The 15597-nt window shown below is 41.7% G+C and carries 25 protein-coding genes and 1 tRNA gene; 4 read left to right on the forward strand and 22 right to left on the reverse strand.

The features are described 5' to 3' along the window. Positions 1-18: 18 nt before the first annotated feature. Genes FVA72_RS14290 through FVA72_RS21745 form a run of 12 tightly spaced genes read right to left on the reverse strand, consistent with a single transcriptional unit; the run spans position 19 to position 5847 of the window. A complete protein-coding gene (locus FVA72_RS14290) occupies positions 19-2766 on the reverse strand; it encodes a DUF927 domain-containing protein (RefSeq protein ID WP_137019111.1) in 2748 nt (915 codons plus the stop codon). Continuing rightward, positions 2763-3107: a hypothetical protein gene (locus tag FVA72_RS14295; RefSeq protein ID WP_137019113.1), complete on the reverse strand. Its 345-nt coding sequence runs from the start codon at positions 3105-3107 to the stop codon at positions 2763-2765. The genes FVA72_RS14290 and FVA72_RS14295 overlap by 4 nt, the downstream gene beginning before the upstream one ends. A gap of 14 nt (positions 3108-3121) precedes the next feature. After that, positions 3122-3718: a hypothetical protein gene (locus FVA72_RS14300; RefSeq protein ID WP_137019115.1), complete on the reverse strand. Its 597-nt coding sequence runs from the start codon at positions 3716-3718 to the stop codon at positions 3122-3124. After that, the gene (locus FVA72_RS14305) at positions 3718-3903 is read right to left on the reverse strand and encodes a hypothetical protein (RefSeq protein WP_137019118.1); all 186 of its coding nucleotides are present in this window, start codon (positions 3901-3903) and stop codon (positions 3718-3720) included. The genes FVA72_RS14300 and FVA72_RS14305 overlap by 1 nt, the downstream gene beginning before the upstream one ends. Beyond that, on the reverse strand, positions 3903-4076 hold the full coding sequence (locus FVA72_RS14310; RefSeq protein ID WP_165119738.1) for a hypothetical protein: 174 nt from the start codon (positions 4074-4076) through the stop codon (positions 3903-3905). The genes FVA72_RS14305 and FVA72_RS14310 overlap by 1 nt, the downstream gene beginning before the upstream one ends. Then, the gene (locus tag FVA72_RS14315; RefSeq protein ID WP_004255428.1) at positions 4073-4654 is read right to left on the reverse strand and encodes an ORF6N domain-containing protein; all 582 of its coding nucleotides are present in this window, start codon (positions 4652-4654) and stop codon (positions 4073-4075) included. Before FVA72_RS14315 ends, FVA72_RS14310 begins: the two co-directional genes overlap by 4 nt. Continuing rightward, a complete protein-coding gene (locus FVA72_RS14320; protein ID WP_105880952.1) occupies positions 4651-4860 on the reverse strand; it encodes a hypothetical protein in 210 nt (69 codons plus the stop codon). Before FVA72_RS14320 ends, FVA72_RS14315 begins: the two co-directional genes overlap by 4 nt. Beyond that, on the reverse strand, positions 4857-5036 hold the full coding sequence (locus FVA72_RS14325; RefSeq protein WP_004255431.1) for a hypothetical protein: 180 nt from the start codon (positions 5034-5036) through the stop codon (positions 4857-4859). The genes FVA72_RS14320 and FVA72_RS14325 overlap by 4 nt, the downstream gene beginning before the upstream one ends. Then, entirely contained in the window at positions 5033-5194 is a 162-nt protein-coding gene (locus FVA72_RS14330; RefSeq protein WP_004255433.1) for a hypothetical protein, read from the reverse strand. Before FVA72_RS14330 ends, FVA72_RS14325 begins: the two co-directional genes overlap by 4 nt. Continuing rightward, positions 5191-5385, reverse strand: coding sequence for a hypothetical protein (locus FVA72_RS14335; RefSeq protein WP_165119740.1), 195 nt, complete (start codon positions 5383-5385; stop codon positions 5191-5193). The genes FVA72_RS14330 and FVA72_RS14335 overlap by 4 nt, the downstream gene beginning before the upstream one ends. Positions 5386-5387: 2 nt before the next feature. Next, the gene (locus FVA72_RS14340) at positions 5388-5561 is read right to left on the reverse strand and encodes a DUF4222 domain-containing protein (RefSeq protein ID WP_004265088.1); all 174 of its coding nucleotides are present in this window, start codon (positions 5559-5561) and stop codon (positions 5388-5390) included. Next, positions 5554-5847: a host cell division inhibitor Icd-like protein gene (locus FVA72_RS21745; RefSeq protein ID WP_137019122.1), complete on the reverse strand. Its 294-nt coding sequence runs from the start codon at positions 5845-5847 to the stop codon at positions 5554-5556. Before FVA72_RS21745 ends, FVA72_RS14340 begins: the two co-directional genes overlap by 8 nt. A gap of 67 nt (positions 5848-5914) precedes the next feature. On the opposite strand from FVA72_RS21745, the gene FVA72_RS21750 reads away from it, so the two are divergent. Then, the gene (locus tag FVA72_RS21750; RefSeq protein ID WP_111751002.1) at positions 5915-6094 is read left to right on the forward strand and encodes a hypothetical protein; all 180 of its coding nucleotides are present in this window, start codon (positions 5915-5917) and stop codon (positions 6092-6094) included. A 706-nt stretch (positions 6095-6800) separates the two neighbouring features. Here the strand turns inward: FVA72_RS21750 and FVA72_RS14355 are convergent. From FVA72_RS14355 to FVA72_RS14385, 7 genes are all read right to left on the reverse strand, one after another. Continuing rightward, positions 6801-7409 carry a BRO-N domain-containing protein gene (locus FVA72_RS14355; RefSeq protein ID WP_137019124.1) on the reverse strand — a complete coding sequence of 203 codons (609 nt, stop codon included), beginning with the start codon at positions 7407-7409 and terminating at the stop codon, positions 6801-6803. 12 nt (positions 7410-7421) lie between these two features. After that, on the reverse strand, positions 7422-7817 hold the full coding sequence (locus FVA72_RS14360; RefSeq protein WP_094960712.1) for a hypothetical protein: 396 nt from the start codon (positions 7815-7817) through the stop codon (positions 7422-7424). After that, on the reverse strand, positions 7817-8035 hold the full coding sequence (locus tag FVA72_RS14365) for a helix-turn-helix transcriptional regulator (RefSeq protein ID WP_036951665.1): 219 nt from the start codon (positions 8033-8035) through the stop codon (positions 7817-7819). The genes FVA72_RS14360 and FVA72_RS14365 overlap by 1 nt, the downstream gene beginning before the upstream one ends. Positions 8036-8325: 290 nt before the next feature. Beyond that, on the reverse strand, positions 8326-9054 hold the full coding sequence (locus FVA72_RS14370) for a hypothetical protein (protein ID WP_137019126.1): 729 nt from the start codon (positions 9052-9054) through the stop codon (positions 8326-8328). Positions 9055-9066: 12 nt separating this feature from the next. Beyond that, a complete protein-coding gene (locus tag FVA72_RS14375; protein WP_137019128.1) occupies positions 9067-9381 on the reverse strand; it encodes a hypothetical protein in 315 nt (104 codons plus the stop codon). Between the two features lie 212 nt (positions 9382-9593). Next, positions 9594-10805, reverse strand: coding sequence for a tyrosine-type recombinase/integrase (locus FVA72_RS14380; RefSeq protein WP_137019130.1), 1212 nt, complete (start codon positions 10803-10805; stop codon positions 9594-9596). Positions 10806-10969: 164 nt separating this feature from the next. Continuing rightward, a tRNA-Ser gene (locus tag FVA72_RS14385) sits at positions 10970-11057 on the reverse strand. Between the two features lie 182 nt (positions 11058-11239). Here FVA72_RS14385 and FVA72_RS14390 point away from each other — a divergent pair. Next, positions 11240-11569 (forward strand): TusE/DsrC/DsvC family sulfur relay protein, encoded by a 330-nt coding sequence (locus tag FVA72_RS14390; protein ID WP_004256090.1) that lies wholly within the window; start codon positions 11240-11242, stop codon positions 11567-11569. A 7-nt stretch (positions 11570-11576) separates the two neighbouring features. Here FVA72_RS14390 and FVA72_RS14395 read toward each other — a convergent pair whose 3' ends face one another. After that, positions 11577-11855: an acylphosphatase gene (locus FVA72_RS14395; protein WP_004256093.1), complete on the reverse strand. Its 279-nt coding sequence runs from the start codon at positions 11853-11855 to the stop codon at positions 11577-11579. A 220-nt stretch (positions 11856-12075) separates the two neighbouring features. Here FVA72_RS14395 and hspQ point away from each other — a divergent pair, with 220 nt between their 5' ends. Next, on the forward strand, positions 12076-12396 hold the full coding sequence (hspQ, locus tag FVA72_RS14400) for a heat shock protein HspQ (protein WP_004256095.1): 321 nt from the start codon (positions 12076-12078) through the stop codon (positions 12394-12396). Positions 12397-12479: 83 nt separating this feature from the next. Here the strand turns inward: hspQ and FVA72_RS14405 are convergent, their stop codons facing one another. Next, on the reverse strand, positions 12480-12893 hold the full coding sequence (locus FVA72_RS14405) for a CoA-binding protein (protein ID WP_096864214.1): 414 nt from the start codon (positions 12891-12893) through the stop codon (positions 12480-12482). Between the two features lie 114 nt (positions 12894-13007). Here FVA72_RS14405 and FVA72_RS14410 point away from each other — a divergent pair, with 114 nt between their 5' ends. Beyond that, entirely contained in the window at positions 13008-13466 is a 459-nt protein-coding gene (locus FVA72_RS14410; protein ID WP_110591470.1) for a methylglyoxal synthase, read from the forward strand. Between the two features lie 56 nt (positions 13467-13522). On the opposite strand, the gene helD is transcribed toward FVA72_RS14410, so the two are convergent. Then, positions 13523-15574 carry a DNA helicase IV gene (helD, locus tag FVA72_RS14415; RefSeq protein WP_110591469.1) on the reverse strand — a complete coding sequence of 684 codons (2052 nt, stop codon included), beginning with the start codon at positions 15572-15574 and terminating at the stop codon, positions 13523-13525. Positions 15575-15597 lie beyond the last annotated feature (23 nt).

The following is a 15597-nucleotide window of genomic DNA, read 5'->3' on the forward strand; positions in this document are numbered from 1 at the left end:
GGATTCTGTTCTGGCTGGCTATTCTTCCTCACTATCAATTAAGACAACAAATCGCTGCTGGCTACCGTTGATGCTGATAGTTTTACCGTCTACGCGCCCTGATTCTGGTCTGACTAAAATACCTGCCTCGTCGAGTGCTTCAGCCCCTAGTTTCTTTTGGATGCCTGAGAGTATTTCATCTTCGAACACTGACGGGATAATGTGATATTCGTCCTTGCCGTCCTCTCTGCGCCCAGAAACCAAATAGCCCGCAAGGTTTGTTATCCTGCCTGCGTAAGTTCGGTCTAGGTCTCCGTTACGCTTGCCATAGGTGTATGGCTGAAAGCGATTCAATCCATAGCGTTGAATGAAATCCCTTGCCCGTTTAACAACTTGGTATTTTTCGCGGTTCCCTGTGCCGTAGTTCTCCAGCCACTCATTGAAGCTATTACGAATAAAACGGCTACATTCGGCAATATCCCAACCCGTTATTGATGTTGCTAGCTCTGCGGTAGCGTCCAACATGGCAAAACGGGTAGCGACTCGTTTAACCTGCGGTGATGCTTCTTCGGGTAAACTCGATAACCATTCGTTTTCTTTGAAGGTTACTTTCTGGTTGGCCATGTCCTGATTGTTGGCTAAATATTCAATCCATGCCCTACCGACTGCCCCGCAATGCTGCGTTGATGCGCGTTTTATTGCTCGTGAATGCAAATCACCATCATCAAGGCTGTGAAACTCAACAGTATCGGTAAATGGCACGCTAACCAACCGCACTAATTGCCCTGCTTTGGGGGTAACGCCATTACGAATGAGGTAAGTTTCAAAATCTTCCTCACCCGTTGATAACGCCACAATCGCCCAACGTAAAACGGCTTTGTTTCCACCGTCTTTATTGCCTTGTATGCGCCCCGTACCATTGAATAGGCTGTAGGCACTTCCTGCGACATGCCGCACATCGTTACCCTGTCCAATTTCATCAATCGGCATAAACCCATCATTTCGTGAAGCGGCTTCAATCGTTAGCCCGTACTTCGTCGCATCCCATGTTAATTTCAGTTCATCGGGTACACCGTAGATACTTGAGGCAGCTTCTACAGTGGTGGTTTTCCCTGCTGAGGATTGAGCAAATAAGTGAATGCCAAACGAGCTACCGCCCGATAATGAGTTCAGAGGGGCAGCTAACGCGACTAAACCACCTAAAATCATGGATTGGTTGCCTTTCATTAAATTACCGACATTCTTCCGCCAGCTTTCCGCGGTTCCCCTGACGATATAACCCGCAACGGCAGACGTTCCGCCACAAAAAGCAACAGGGCGGCTAGGTGTGCCAATAATATGACCATCAGGCATCACGTATGCCCCATCATGCCAACCAGCGGTATGTGTGATCGTCCATTCGTCGCGCGTTCCTTTTCGCTGAAGATAGTTAGCCAGTAAATCCAATTGACCGCGCTTAGTTGTGATATTTACGCCACGGGAGCGCAATCTTCCCCATCCTTGAGGTGAGCCTAATTCACGCCTCGGAATGGCTTCATAAATTATGCGGTTGCTGCCCTCTTGCTTCATTTGGATAACTAAATAACTGTCTTTGCCATCAGAGCCAATGCCTACCGTTGCCATTTCATCCGAAAACCATGTTTCTTTTTCGTCAATTTCGCCCGTCGTGTTGTTTTGTTTGCGTTCGATGTAATACAAACCACCGTGACGCTTATCAAAAAATGGGGCTAAATCATCGTGTGTTCTAACTTTCTTTTTCGCGTCAATTTGGATCACGTTATCCTCTTTCACTTCCTCACCTTCCTGCTGACCCACTTGAGCATTAAATGCCTGTCTTGCTGCCTCAATACCGTGTGATAAGCGATAATCATCCCAATCGGCTTTATCATCGGTAGGCGGTAAAACCGTAATGCCATTGACTGCCTTAGCTGCCCTTTCTGCCGCCAATTTCCCTGTATTGTCTTGGTCTGGCTTAATATCGTTGTCACCTGCAATGATAATCTTGCTCTCTGGGTACTTCGCCCGCATCACCTTAGCCACATGAATTAAGTTACCCGCATCAATTGCCGCTACTGTGTGCGCTTCTGGTTGAATTAACTGGCACGTCATGGCGGTTGCCAATCCTTCAGCGATAATCACCGTAGAAACATTTACAGGCTCATTGATAGGGTAATAGCTGCCATTCTTCGTACTATCGAGTAATAGCCGTTTATCGCCATTGGGTTTAATGGTCTGTGCGGCTGTAATTGTGCCGTCAGTGTCTATCAATGGAATAATTAGCGAACCATCAGACAATAGAGTCACGGTGGTACTATCAAACCCTTTCGCCTTGAGATACTCAGACTCGCCCTGTTTAGCTTTGGCAATAGTGCGGTTGTATCGCGCTGTAAAACGTTTATGCTTCTCTATCTGCTCGTTAGCTTGGCTCTGGGCTTGCTGCGCTTTCAATGCGTCCTGTTGCGCTTTTACCTCATGGCTACGGTAGGCTGGTGGATTATCTGAACGGGTATCAATTCCAATCATGCCAGCCACTTCATACGCGGCTTCTGTCACGCTACCACCCAGAACACGCTGAACTAAATCCAACCCATCACCCGAGCCGCACTGACTACAAATAAACGTGCCGTTGCCGTCTTTATCATCGAATCTAAAACGGTCTTTACCACCACAATGAGGACAAGCCGTGTGAGTGTTTAGGGGCACTTCTGCCCCAAGGTTAGATAATATGTTTTGCCATTGCCCGTTGGCTTTCAGCTTCACCTCACGGATAACATCAATCGGTTTCATTGAAACGCCCCCTTATCAGCTAAAGAGTCGCCCATGTCATTAATCATGCTTTGCCAAACCTCGCGCCCGTACCCCGTGATATAACCATTAATCACGCACTGTTCTATCAAGCTAATAGCGACGGCCTCCCATGTGGGATAGGCCTGTTTGAGAGCTTCCAGCAAATAACTATCGACGAGCATTCGAATACCTTTCACACCGTCAATAATGGCAACCTCAATGGCCTTGTTGCCTACATTCATTGGAAACCAATCACCGCCATTACGTATGGTTACATCGTGATAAATAGCGGCTGCGTAGCTATTCGCCAGTGAATTAACTTTAAAATTCTTCGTTATCATGTCATTACGTCCTTTTAATGAATGGTCACGGTGTCGCTAAACTCACCATCTTCTATTGCCCGAATGAGATCATCGTGAAGAATAGATAACCCCTCGCGCCCTCGGTCTGATAGTCGGCAACCTTGTTTAGGCTCAAGATTGATAAAATCCCTATACATTCTTATGGCCATAGCAGGAGCATATCCTGATTCGTAATGCTCGTAAGCTGCGCCCTCAACATGGTTTGCTAATAACATACGTTCGCTTGCTGCATAGACAGTTAAGGCTGCGTGTTCATTGCGGTACACTGCTGCGGTAATCTTTCCACCTTTCCCGTTATCGGTTTGATGAAATCCGTTGTTGTCGGCCTGTTCCATGACAAACGAAGCAGCAACAATCCAACGCCAGAGAATGACGTTTTGCTCAATGGTGGATTTAAAAAAGCCTTCAACCTCACCTTTGCTAATGGCTAAAACCAACTCAAAACCCATTGATAAATCACCGTCAAAACTACCGTCATTTAATGCGTCCAATGCCTCGGTATAGCTGATAGCCTCTTGGTTAGCTGCGTCAGTAATGAGAATTACACCGTGTTCGCTGTGCTCGAATGCGTTAATGTTAGAAATATTCATTATTTGCCCTCCATAGCAGAATCAATAGCCTTAACAGCATCACTCACCATAAAGAAAACAACATCTATCATGTGGGCGGTTTCCTCGTCCTGATTCGCCTCTTGCCAAACGCTTAACAGTGTCAACACTCGGTTTACTTTCATGCGTGGTACTTCCAGTGATAAAACCATCTCTTTGTTAGCCATTACTTCACCTCACGCACATAGTTAATTCGGATATCGGTTAAACCGTCACGTTGCGCTTCTCGCATCACTTGCGATTGAGCGTCTTTCTGGGTGGCTGATATCACCTGCTTACAAATACCTAGCGTTAAGCCTTTCAGTGTTGTGCCATACCCTGCGATTTGAAACGTTCTCATGAGCGATAATCCCCCATATCCTGAATGTGTAGCTGTGAGGCTTGTTCAATGGCCATTACCATTGGTTTAAGTGCTTTCTTCTCCTTACGACGTAAGTTCATGGCATAACTGCCGCGCCTACCGTGACCTTGATAAGAGTCAGCTTCTAAACTACTAATCAAGTTCTGAGCCTCTCCAATTGGCATGGCTTCAAGTTCCGCCAGCGTGGGAATCTGAATGTGCTTAATTTCGGGAAACTCAGACAGTCGAAAGTAGCTGTTAACCATTGAGCGTTGAACCTGCCACGACAAATCATCAGTAAATGGCTTAACCAACATGAGATAACCAGATTCAGCCAATACCATTAGTTCAGGCGTGTACTTGGTGATATTTTCATCAAGGTATGGACGTAATACGTCCTGACCTAACAAAAAGTAATCAACTCCATCAATGAAATGGCGTTTATGCTTGGTGAATGTACGCCTTGCTGTACCTTTCGGGCGTTGGTGTACCTCGTCAATCATGGCAAAGGTCACAACTCGCTTACCTTGATACATGAACGGGCTTAAGCTGGTGGCATTGATAGTGACCTGTCTCATTTCATTACCTCCGCTAACCTAGTGATTTCTTTCTGCTGAGCACACACAAGGCGGTTAACTGCTCTCAGAAGAAAATGCGTATCGGTATCAGCTTCATTCTCTACAGCGGTTAACAGTGGGATTAGTAACGCTTGGAGTTCTTCGTTAATATGTTCGACTTCTTCTAAGGTAGATAAGTGACCAACTTTTAATTTAACTGTTTTCATTTGGTCGCCTCCTCGAGGGATTCGCATATTTCTGCGTTGAAGTCATACGCAATAGAAACGAGGTCGATTAACTCACGCGAACAATCGCTACTCACTTGCTCCAAGATAACGGCAAGCAATGAATTATTTTGCTGCGCTTTGTATGCGGCTCTGTCTAATGGAATAGGCTTGCTCATGCTTCCCCCTCAGATACGGCTTCTTCTGCTGTCTTGCTGATAATTTCAATTAGCTGAATTTTGAGTTCTGCTTCATCACGTTGGTTCGATAAAGACAAAGCGGCTTCTGCTAGGCGTTGGATTTTGTTCAATGCGTCAGATAGGCGTGAAATACTCATGCTTTCACCTCCTGTGCCACAATTTCCTCTTGAAGAAATACACAAACATCACCTGATAACTTCGCCATAAGAGAAGCCAAAGTGGATATTTCACTGTCTTGTAACTGGTGCGGGTGTGATTCAATGAGCAGGTTAATTAACTCAATCTGATGCGCCTTTTCAGCGGCTTGATGAATATTGATATCTGCCATGATTAAGCCCTCCCTGCATAGGTGTATTCGTTGCTGAACTGGCTTAATGGAACAATGACAGGACTATCAAAGCCGTCTCTCTGAAAGGTCACACGGTTGAATTGAACCGATAGAACTTTGACGGTTTCGCCATTATTTTTGTGAGTGTAGAAATCATTAGGTTGAGGGTTACGCATGATGTTTACCTCCAATAGCAGGTAAGCGACCAGCGAATATCAGCATGTAATCACGTACAAGCATCAGTCTTGCACTGTTCTCGTTCGATGCTGTAACAACAATACGGCAAGGTTTAGCGGTGTAATCGCTACGGTTTAACGCGAGGAATAACCATCTGTACGATTGGTTAGGGGTGAGACTAGTCCGCCCTGTGACGGGTGTGTTATGATCTGGCATAGCTACCTCGATACTAGTGTTATCGTTGGTGGTTAGATGCCCTGTTAGTGTTCCACCACTTCGGGGCATTGTTTTTTGTGTCGCTAGTGTGTAATGTGTAATGACACATAAATACCATACTACGGGTGTAATTGACGTGTCAACACACAAAACAGAAAGACGAGGAAATCCACCATTCCAATTCAGACTTGATCCTGAACTACGAGAAATGATGGAAGTAGCACAGGCGCAAGATGGCGATGAATCCCTTGCTGCGTGGATTAAAAGAGTTATACGAAAAGAATTACAGTCACGAGGCATTGAGCCTAAAAACTGATATTTGCCATACCAGAGAAGTAAGCTAATATTAATATTCTCACTTGCTCGGTATTTAATATCGACGTTTCCAAGGGTAGCCGATTGGCTACCCTTTTTTATGGACTGACAAAACTCAATTCGTTCCTTTTTTATGGTGTCTAATAACTCAATATTTCCCTTTTTTATGGACTCAAAAAACTCAATTATTTTGCCTTTTATGGACTGTAAAAACTCAATTTCGCCTTGTGTAGTGATGCCGAATAAACCTTGCCAATGAGGATAATTCTCCTCTTTAGAAAGGTGAGAAAAATCACCTTTAGCAAATGGTGTAAATTCTCCACCTTTTGCGCTCCCCCGTTTTGGGGTGCTCAAATGTTCGCCAGAATTACAATCTGAGAAATATTCCCCTGATTGATTTCCCGTAAATTTGGGTGATTGATTGGCGTAAATTTTCGCTGATACATCGGCTAAAGTTTTAGCTGATTGCTGAGCCAAAATATTGACCGAGTAACCAGACGAAAGTTTGTCTGATTGGTTGCCAGTAATACCGTAGTTTAAAGCTACAGTATTATTAAGGGAGTAAATTAAACCTACCCCCTTACCTGCCAGTAGGGAATCATTCACTTGGTAGGCAATATTCCCCAACTCTGGGGATAATTGATTAATATTTGAACTTTGATACACCGCTTTGGGTGTACCAATCATTTGTAAGTTAATAGCCGTCATTAGTGGATTTCTCCATCAAGAAAATCAGGCTGATACTTCTTCCATAGTTCGCGTTCTTCACGCTGTAAATCAGCTTTCTTTTGCTTACAGGATTGCAGGTCACGCCCATGCTGTGAGGATGTAACTTTGTATTGTTGCTGACGTTTGGTGAAGTCATTTAACGCTGAGAATGGCACACCATACGCGCCAGTTTTACGGATGGATGGGATAACGTCACGGAATACCCAATTAGTGAATCTATGGGCTAAAGTTCCTTTAGTGGTGGCCTTACGACTACGGGCAATCAGTTTATAAAAACCAGATTCCGAAACGATTATTAACTTTCTTACTCCGCCATGAGAGGAAACTTGACTATAACTTAAAGTTACAGTCATCTTTTCATCATCATCTAACCCCTTTACCGCCTTAGCTGTATTGCTTTGCTCCAAGGCGCTACATAAGTCAGTAGCAATAAACCACGGGTCATTATTAATTTTAACTATCCGTACCTCTACCTCCTCAAAACGAATAACGGAAATATCATCTGAGTTAATATTTAAAATAGTCTCGTCGCTGAATTTAGGGTGAGCGAATCCACCAGCATTTAAGCTGTTATTTTTTAGTTTCATTTTCTTATTCCGTTATTTTGTCGGGTAGAGGCTTAAAATATTATTTACGTGAGCTTTATCTAGCGTTTGGTAATTACCTTGTTCAGCGCGTTCATTAATTAAATTGATAACCTTCTGCGCATCCTGAGCCGTCTTAAAGCGGTAACGGTAGTGTGACCCGATACCATCAGGATTAGGCTCATCAATGCGTTCTAGTTCGATATTTAATAAACGTTCCAATTCATTTGGATAATTACGACCTGACGATAAGCGACAATGAATTAATATTTCATTCTCAGTAAATCCATTAATGCCAGTACCTAACATATATAAACGGGCACGGTGTTTTTTTGGTGGGTTCTTTGATAGAATAGATGCTGTCGCGTTATCCTGAGAAGCCACCTGTAGCGGGTGGTTTTTCTTTTCCATTATGCCACCTCACCAGTACGTGATTCCGCAATCTTATTTGCTACCCACTCATCGACTTCTGACTCAACAAAAGCAATTGAACGAGTACCGATTTTTACTGATTTCGGGAATTGACCTGTTTCAATGAGACGATAAATCCACGCTTTACCATAGCCAGTACGACGCATAACTTCAGGTAAACGAATGAGGTTTTCTTTTAAGGTTGTTACTGTTGGCATGATGCCCCCTGTTATCTAGTTAATGATACGCCTTGATGGACGTTATTGGATTCAGGGGTATCTTTGCATGAAAAAATGCTTTTTGATCATACCATTAGGCCTAATGGCTTTTTTGAAAAATTTACTATGAGGGTTATAACTTGGGTGGTTATTAATTAAACAAATCACTATGAGGGTAGAGGGTAATTTGTGGTTAATTACTATCATGGTTAAGGGTAATGGAGCATTTTTACCCTCATGGTTGAGGGTAATCTTACTTTAGAGTGAACAGTTCAGATATTCAGAACCATCTATTTGCGCTTAATAGGGCAAGCTACTTTCTCGATTGCTTGTGCTTGGGCTTTGGTCATTTCAAATTCTTTATAATCATCTATAAGCTTTGCCACCACCCATTCTTGCGTTGGTATTGTTGACCTTGAATCTTCGTCATAATCTGCCCATACTTCATTTCTTAATTTAATAGCTATTGATAATGGGTCATCATCTCTATATACCGATAATAATAGTGGTATATTTACTTTTAGTTCATTGAGCTTTTCTTTTAAAGATTTATTTTCTAATTCTAAACTCTCAACTTTTGATAACAAATCAACCGAATCGCTTGCATTGTCTAGCTCGCTTTCGGGTAAATCAAAAGGCCAATCTAGGTTATGTTCTCTAGCCCATTTAGTAACTTGATCTTTAACTAAAGTAACATCGACCCTATATTCTTCATTATAGTTATAATCCATGATGACATTAGTACCTGACAATACATCATTATCATATGCATCCCAGAGAGAAGCTCTATAACCACGAATAATATCAACCAATGGGCCAGAATTTATATGTTCACTAGGTCTACACCCTGCAAAAATATTTGCAGCCTCATCTAATTGTATACCTATTCTTGTTTTATACGGTTTTAGGTAATCGGGTAAAGAACGCTCTCCTCCAAGAGAGAACCCTAAAACATCCTCAAGTTGGGATTTAACAAAGCCAAACTTACGGTATTCGCTAGATAATTTACGCTCAGTCATAGTAAACTCACTCTAAAAAGGGATACTGTCTTCAAAGCTAAATGGATCATTTTCAATAATATTTTTTAGTAGCTCTCGAATAAGAGGCCTATTATCACAATATGAAAATGTGGCTATTCCTAATTTTTCGCCAAAAAAAGGAGGATTAACTGGGCTATTATTCCAATCTCTATCATCTGGTAATTTCAATAATATAATTTCAGCTGCTGTCACTAAAGAACAATCCAGCATCTCACAGATAATATTTAAAGCCTCTTCTACCGAAACAAAATCTTTGGCTTTGTTTTTTAATTCACTAAGTGGATCAGCTAAAAACATGTTACTCATCACGCCACCTCACGCCCTCATTATGTAGGAGCTATGCCAGCTAGTAGAGGTGTACTAGTTTTCGGGGATCAGCCTAGACATAGCTTTATTCTTTATATTTTACACAAGTCTACTACAGTCTATAATTACTGTCTATTTGTCCAGTTATGACTATTTACGATACAAAAAAACCAGACTTTTTATTGTCTGGTTCTATCTTGGTTGCTGGTGGATTAAGCACGTTTAAAGTGACCGTGGACAACGTTATCCCCGTTCTCTAATGCCCCCATATAATCAGCGTACCATTGAAGCATTTCTCTACGCCCATCAATATACTGAGCATGGTTATACGTTCCACGAATAGAGTTTTTATCAACGTGCGCTAGCTGTGTCTCAATCCATGCAGTGTTATAACCTTGTTCATGTAGGATGGTGCTCATTGTGTGCCTGAATCCGTGGCCTGTAGCTCTGCCACTATAACCCATACGTCTAATCATCGTATTCAGTGCCATATCTGATATATGCTTTCTATAATCAGTACGGCTAGGGAATATATATTGATAACTGCCACTGATGGGATGTATCTGTTTCAGCAAATCAATAACCTGCTCTGATAGCGGCACAATATGAGGGCGGCGCATCTTCATTTTTTCAGCTGGTATTTCCCATACCCCAGTATCAAAGTTAATTTCTGACCATTCCGCCTTTCTCAATTCGCCTGGTCGAACTCCAGTTAAAATAAGCACCCTTAGCGCCACTCTAACAATCTGGCTCCCCATATACTTATCTATAGAAGAAAGAAACTCTGGTAATTCACTAACTGAAAGATGGGCGTAGTGCTCACGCTTATGTGGTACAAAGGCACTGGCTAAATCTGGCGCAGGGTTATACTCTGCCCTACCAGTAATAATGGCGTACTTCCATACCTCGCCACAACGTTGACGCACTTTCTTTAGCTTCTCGGTTGCTCCGCGCTTTTCCATAATAGAAAGTACTTCGAGTAATTCCATAGGTTTGATTTCAGCAATCGGGCGATTACCTATATAAGGAAAGACGTCTTTTTCGAATGCGTCCATCATGTCATCACGATAACCAACAGACCAGCGATCCTTTCTTCCCTCATACCATTCAAGGGCGATATTTTTAAAAGTGTTTACACTGTCAATCTTTGAGGCTTGCTTTTGTTCTTTGCGTTGTTGGTTTGGGTCAATTCCATCCGCCAGCAATCTCTTTGCATCATCTCGCTTTCTTCTCGCATCAGCTAGTGTAACGGTTGGATAAATTCCAATAGCTAAAAGTTTCTCTTTGCCATCGATTCGGTATTTTAACCGCCAATACTTTCCGCCATTAGTTTTAACCAATAGATACAGTCCACCGCCATCAGATAGTTTGTAGTCTTTTTCTTTAGGCTTACTGGAATCAATTTGTTTAACTGTTAGCTTCATTTGGGGGTACTCAAATCATGGGGTATAAATGTACCCCCATATGTACCACCTAAAGGGGGTAGTTTTCAATAGACGTTAGTAGACGTTGGAATAATGGGATTTAGTTAGAATGCTTGATTTACTTGGGATTGGAAGACTTTAGTAGACTTGATTGGAAGTGAATATGGCGGAGGAGGAGAGATTCGAACTCTCGGATGGTTTCCCATCGGCGGTTTTCAAGACCGCTGCCTTCAGCCGCTCGGCCACCCCTCCGCAATGACGTGCACTATAAACATCCTCTCATTGGATGTAAACCCCTAATTTGATCATTCGCTTTAAAAATATACGCCTTTCATACTGTTGGGTGAAAATATCGACATTCTAACGACTTTACTTGGGTTATATCTCGATTTTTGCTAAATTTACGTTCTAATTTTATTTGAGTTGAAAAGAGTATGTTGGTTTTTAATAATCAAGAGATAGAAACAGACGCGCAAGGTTACCTGCTTGATAGCCAACAATGGAGCGAAGAATTAATTCCTTTGCTAGCGCAGCAAGAAGATATTGAAATTACCAATGAACACCTAGAGATTATCCGTTTCGTCAGGAACTTCTATTTGGAATTTAATACCTCACCTGCTATTCGCATGTTGGTTAAAGCAGTTTCTCAACAATTTGGCGAAGAAAAAGGCAATAGCCGCTATCTATACCGGCTATTTCCAAAAGGGCCAGCTAAGCAAGCCACTAAACTTGCTGGCCTGCCAAAACCGGTGAAATGTATTTAATTTTTCACTAATAGCGGACACTAAAGTCCGCTATTGGCTCGGTCTTCCAGTTTTCTGTGAAAAAATGGTCTACTTTTGCTCCCGGTGGTCCCCCAGCTTTTAGCCACTCATCAACAAATTCAATATCTTGCTCTGTTCCGTAAACGGCTAGCTTAACACTGCCATCATCTCGGTTACACACAAAACCTTTTATGCCGTTCTGATTAGCCCAATGATAGGTTTGGTAACGAAACCCAACCCCTTGAACACGACCATAAATATAAAAATATCGACCTGATGCAGTCATGTGAGCCTCCGTTGTCAGAGCATAATGTATTGATACCTTCTTTTTAACAGTTGTTTTTTATTCATTGAACAGATAATCTGCTAAATGAGGCACTGCTTTTCATAGTTGCGTATAAAGACAGTGTATTGCGTTATTAATAATTGTCCATATATTAGCTTGAAAACGCGTAGCACTGCCCATATATAGTTTGAAGTATAAGCAAGGCTTTTAGGAGGTCGCTATGATGATCACCAGTAAATATGGAATCGGGCAACAAGTTAGGCACAAACTTCTCGGCTACTTAGGCGTCGTTGTAGATGTTGACGCTGAGTATTCGCTCGAACAACCACATGATGATGATATTGCCGCTAACAGCACACTACGCGATCTACCTTGGTATCATGTTGTTATGGAAGATGACAATGGGGATGCAGTTCATACATATTTGGCTGAAGCTCAAATTACTTATGAAACCGTAGAAGACCATCCAGAACAACCATCAATGGATGAACTAGCGGAATCCATAAGGTCTCAGTTGCAAGCTCCTCGCCTTCGCAACTAACCTTCAATTATCTATATTGTTATTTATGAACGCAACCGTAAAGCAGCTCACTAGCTGCTTTACTTTTTAACGCTAGAAATACTTTATTTTTCAAGGCCTAAAGCGGGTATTTCTTGTTTCGGACATTTATCCATAACAAACTGCAAACCAGCCTGCAAAGCGATTTGCTGTGCTTCTTCGCTAATCACTCCTTTTTGTAACCACAAAACTTTAGCTTTAATTTCCACGGCTTCTCTGGCCACTCCTACTGCAGCTTCTGCATTACGAAACACATCGACCATATCAATAGGCACAGGTATATCACTAAGCTTTTCGTATACTAGCTGCCCTAACAAGGTTTGACCTGCCAATTTAGGGCTGACAGGAATAACGGTATAACCTTGATGTAAAAGATATTCCATTACTTCATAACTCGGCCTATTTGCCTTATCACTCGCTCCCACTAAAGCGATTGTCCGGACACGCTTTAAAATTTCAGCAATTTCTTGATCTCTCATCAAAATATCTCCCAAAACCTATAAACTATTCATTAGTATTATGATATATGTTGTATATCTTTGCTCATTCAATTTTTAAAGATGTCTATCTCGCATCTTATTTAAGGGAATATCATGGAATCAACTACCCGTAAAATTACAGCCTCAAAAAATATTGCTTTGGTTGCCCATGACCACTGTAAACCTTCATTATTATCTTGGACTAAGAAAAATAATGAACGGCTTCAAGCTCACAATTTATACGCAACAGGAACTACAGGCAATTTAATCCACCAGCACACTGGGTTGCCTGTTAAGAGTATGCTAAGTGGCCCAATGGGGGGAGACCAACAAATAGGCTCAATGATTGCGGAGCAAAAAATTGACCTTTTAATTTTCTTCTGGGACCCTCTTAATGCTGTGCCTCATGACCCAGATGTTAAAGCACTACTACGTTTAGCCACCGTTTGGAATATTCCTGTCGCAACCAACTCTGCAACCGCTGATTTTTTAATCACCTCACCCTATTTTGATAATACGATAGACGTCGTTATTCCTGATTACGAAAGCTATTTAACCAAACGAACTAACTAATTCTATCTCTATTAAGCGCCAGAGTATTCTGGCACTTAATAGATCATAATATAGCTTTAAGGTTTCTTTTGTTTTGGAACGCCCAATTGCTTGAGTTCATCGACAAATTCTGACGGTTTTTCTGGGTGATAAAGCAACCAAACTTGCTGCTTAGCCCGTGTTAATGCAACATATAGCAAACGCCTTTCTTCTGCATGGTCAAAATCTTCGGGCTTAGGCAATAATGCTTGCTCAATAACTGATTCGCGCGCAGGAGCAGGGAAACCATCCTTTCCGCTATTCAGACCACAAATTATCACATGATCTGCTTGCTGCCCTTTTGAGGCATGAATAGTCATAAACTGAATATTTAATTTTGGCCAACGAGTTTTGGCTTTATCTAAAATATTAGGTTTTAAATAATGGTAGCGGGCTAGTACTAATATCGTTTCATCATCAAGGACATAACCACTCATTTTATCCAATAAGCGTTCCAAGGCATCTTCATAAAGAAGAATAACAGATTTTTTATTCCCTTTAGTTAAACTATTCAATGGCTTATCTAACTGCATAGGGTTTTGTAAAATAAACTGATTTGCAACCTCACCAATGCGTTGGTTAAAACGATAAGTCGTGTCTAAAGCGCAAAGTTCCCCAATACCAAAGTTATGTTCAAACGATGTCGTTAAGTCTAATTCTGCACCACTAAACCGGTAAATGGCTTGCCAATCATCTCCAACCGCAAATAATGTGGTTTGCTTATTCTGCTGACGTAGTGCTTGCAGTAACTTCGCCCTGAGAGGTGAAATATCTTGAAACTCATCAACTAAAATATGTTTCCATGGGCTAATAAAACGCCCTTTTTCTAAAATATTAATGGCTTGATGAATTAATCCAGAAAAATCAATTGCACCTTCATCTTTCAAAGCGCTTTTCCATACTTTCAATAGCGGCGCCATTAAACGAATACGTTTTTGAAAAAGATCTCTTATTTCTTCCGACGTATTATCAATCATGTCCTTCTGGCTACCGCCATGCATACGCATTAAGCTTAGCCAACGGTCTAAACGGGCAGTGACTTTAGTGCTAATTTTTTCGTCTTTCCAGAATTCACCATCTGGAATTTCCCATTGCAACTCTTCAGAAAGCCATTCTCGCCATCCTTTTGCCTGCGCTTTCTTTGCTGAACATTGTTCTCGCCATTCGTTTAATAACAGTGTTTGTCGTTTTTGAGTGTCTGTTTCTAACTCGCTAATCACTGGCGATTTTTTGCTACCTTCACGAATAATATGTAGAGCAAGCGCATGGAAAGTTTTAGCTTCAATATCTTGTTGTAAACGCGAGTGAATACGCCCATTCATTTCATCTGCAGCTTTACGGCCAAAAGCCAACAAAAGAATTTGTTCTGGTTTTGCCAAACCTCGCAAGATTAGCCAACCCGCTCTTGCAACTAGGACTGATGTTTTACCACTTCCAGCCCCCGCCAGTACTAATACATTATCCTCACCATTAATCACAGATAAGGACTGTGAATAATTGAGTGGTGATGTTTCTACTTGCTGGAAAAAATCGTGATAACGAACTAATACAGACTCACACCAGTGATCGTTAATTTGTTTTCGGCATTCTTGACCGCTATTCAGCCAATTCAGACACTCGTGATATTGTGCTGCACAATTTTCATATAATGAAATGCGCGCCAAAGGCATAGGCAGAGACGAAAAGCTTTGTGATATTTTATCTTTTATTTCAGATAGATGACGTAATGTTAGCCACCTGTCTTGTTGTGTCAATTGTTCAATCGAATTAACTAATTCAGTCAATACACTAGCACTGACTTGACTCATTTCAGTGCTCCATTGTTGCCATTTTTCATTCAAATAATGGTAAAAGCGCTGAGTTTGCTTCCATTCAGTACCATGTAAACGAACAACTTGTTCATTCACAATTTCAAATTCTAACTCCCCCCAAACAATCCCTCTCTTACAACGAAGATCGATAAGTTCATTAAATGGGATAAGATATTGGTGGTTTTCACCACTCACTTCAATACCTGCGTTGAGTAAGCGAACCCGATTGTAGGGATGCTGAGCCAGACGCTGTCCAATCTGTGTTGATTTCAGTTCCATACGTCCTGCACCTGAGAAAATCA

It is taken from the genome of Providencia sp. PROV061 (assembly GCF_011045655.1).
Classification (GTDB): Bacteria; Pseudomonadota; Gammaproteobacteria; order Enterobacterales; family Enterobacteriaceae; genus Providencia; species Providencia hangzhouensis.

Bases quoted from the DNA above. Each gene is read 5' to 3' on its own strand.
- FVA72_RS14310 (WP_165119738.1), bottom strand. From the start codon at position 4,076: ATGAGAACGTTTCAAATCGCAGGGTATGGCACAACACTGAAAGGCTTA.
- hspQ (WP_004256095.1), top strand. From the start codon at position 12,076: ATGATGATCACCAGTAAATATGGAATCGGGCAACAAGTTAGGCACAAA.
- FVA72_RS14390 (WP_004256090.1), top strand. From the start codon at position 11,240: ATGTTGGTTTTTAATAATCAAGAGATAGAAACAGACGCGCAAGGTTAC.
- FVA72_RS14380 (WP_137019130.1), bottom strand. From the start codon at position 10,805: ATGAAGCTAACAGTTAAACAAATTGATTCCAGTAAGCCTAAAGAAAAA.
- FVA72_RS14320 (WP_105880952.1), bottom strand. From the start codon at position 4,860: ATGAAAACAGTTAAATTAAAAGTTGGTCACTTATCTACCTTAGAAGAA.
- FVA72_RS14355 (WP_137019124.1), bottom strand. From the start codon at position 7,409: ATGAAACTAAAAAATAACAGCTTAAATGCTGGTGGATTCGCTCACCCT.
- FVA72_RS14295 (WP_137019113.1), bottom strand. From the start codon at position 3,107: ATGATAACGAAGAATTTTAAAGTTAATTCACTGGCGAATAGCTACGCA.
- FVA72_RS14375 (WP_137019128.1), bottom strand. From the start codon at position 9,381: ATGAGTAACATGTTTTTAGCTGATCCACTTAGTGAATTAAAAAACAAA.
- FVA72_RS14290 (WP_137019111.1), bottom strand. From the start codon at position 2,766: ATGAAACCGATTGATGTTATCCGTGAGGTGAAGCTGAAAGCCAACGGG.
- FVA72_RS14340 (WP_004265088.1), bottom strand. From the start codon at position 5,561: ATGCGTAACCCTCAACCTAATGATTTCTACACTCACAAAAATAATGGC.
- FVA72_RS21745 (WP_137019122.1), bottom strand. From the start codon at position 5,847: ATGCCCCGAAGTGGTGGAACACTAACAGGGCATCTAACCACCAACGAT.
- FVA72_RS14330 (WP_004255433.1), bottom strand. From the start codon at position 5,194: ATGAGTATTTCACGCCTATCTGACGCATTGAACAAAATCCAACGCCTA.
- FVA72_RS14300 (WP_137019115.1), bottom strand. From the start codon at position 3,718: ATGAATATTTCTAACATTAACGCATTCGAGCACAGCGAACACGGTGTA.
- FVA72_RS14395 (WP_004256093.1), bottom strand. From the start codon at position 11,855: ATGACTGCATCAGGTCGATATTTTTATATTTATGGTCGTGTTCAAGGG.
- FVA72_RS14360 (WP_094960712.1), bottom strand. From the start codon at position 7,817: ATGGAAAAGAAAAACCACCCGCTACAGGTGGCTTCTCAGGATAACGCG.
- FVA72_RS14410 (WP_110591470.1), top strand. From the start codon at position 13,008: ATGGAATCAACTACCCGTAAAATTACAGCCTCAAAAAATATTGCTTTG.
- FVA72_RS14370 (WP_137019126.1), bottom strand. From the start codon at position 9,054: ATGACTGAGCGTAAATTATCTAGCGAATACCGTAAGTTTGGCTTTGTT.
- FVA72_RS14405 (WP_096864214.1), bottom strand. From the start codon at position 12,893: ATGAGAGATCAAGAAATTGCTGAAATTTTAAAGCGTGTCCGGACAATC.
- FVA72_RS14365 (WP_036951665.1), bottom strand. From the start codon at position 8,035: ATGCCAACAGTAACAACCTTAAAAGAAAACCTCATTCGTTTACCTGAA.
- FVA72_RS14335 (WP_165119740.1), bottom strand. From the start codon at position 5,385: ATGGCAGATATCAATATTCATCAAGCCGCTGAAAAGGCGCATCAGATT.
- FVA72_RS14315 (WP_004255428.1), bottom strand. From the start codon at position 4,654: ATGAGACAGGTCACTATCAATGCCACCAGCTTAAGCCCGTTCATGTAT.
- helD (WP_110591469.1), bottom strand. From the start codon at position 15,574: ATGGAACTGAAATCAACACAGATTGGACAGCGTCTGGCTCAGCATCCC.
- FVA72_RS14305 (WP_137019118.1), bottom strand. From the start codon at position 3,903: ATGGCTAACAAAGAGATGGTTTTATCACTGGAAGTACCACGCATGAAA.
- FVA72_RS14325 (WP_004255431.1), bottom strand. From the start codon at position 5,036: ATGAGCAAGCCTATTCCATTAGACAGAGCCGCATACAAAGCGCAGCAA.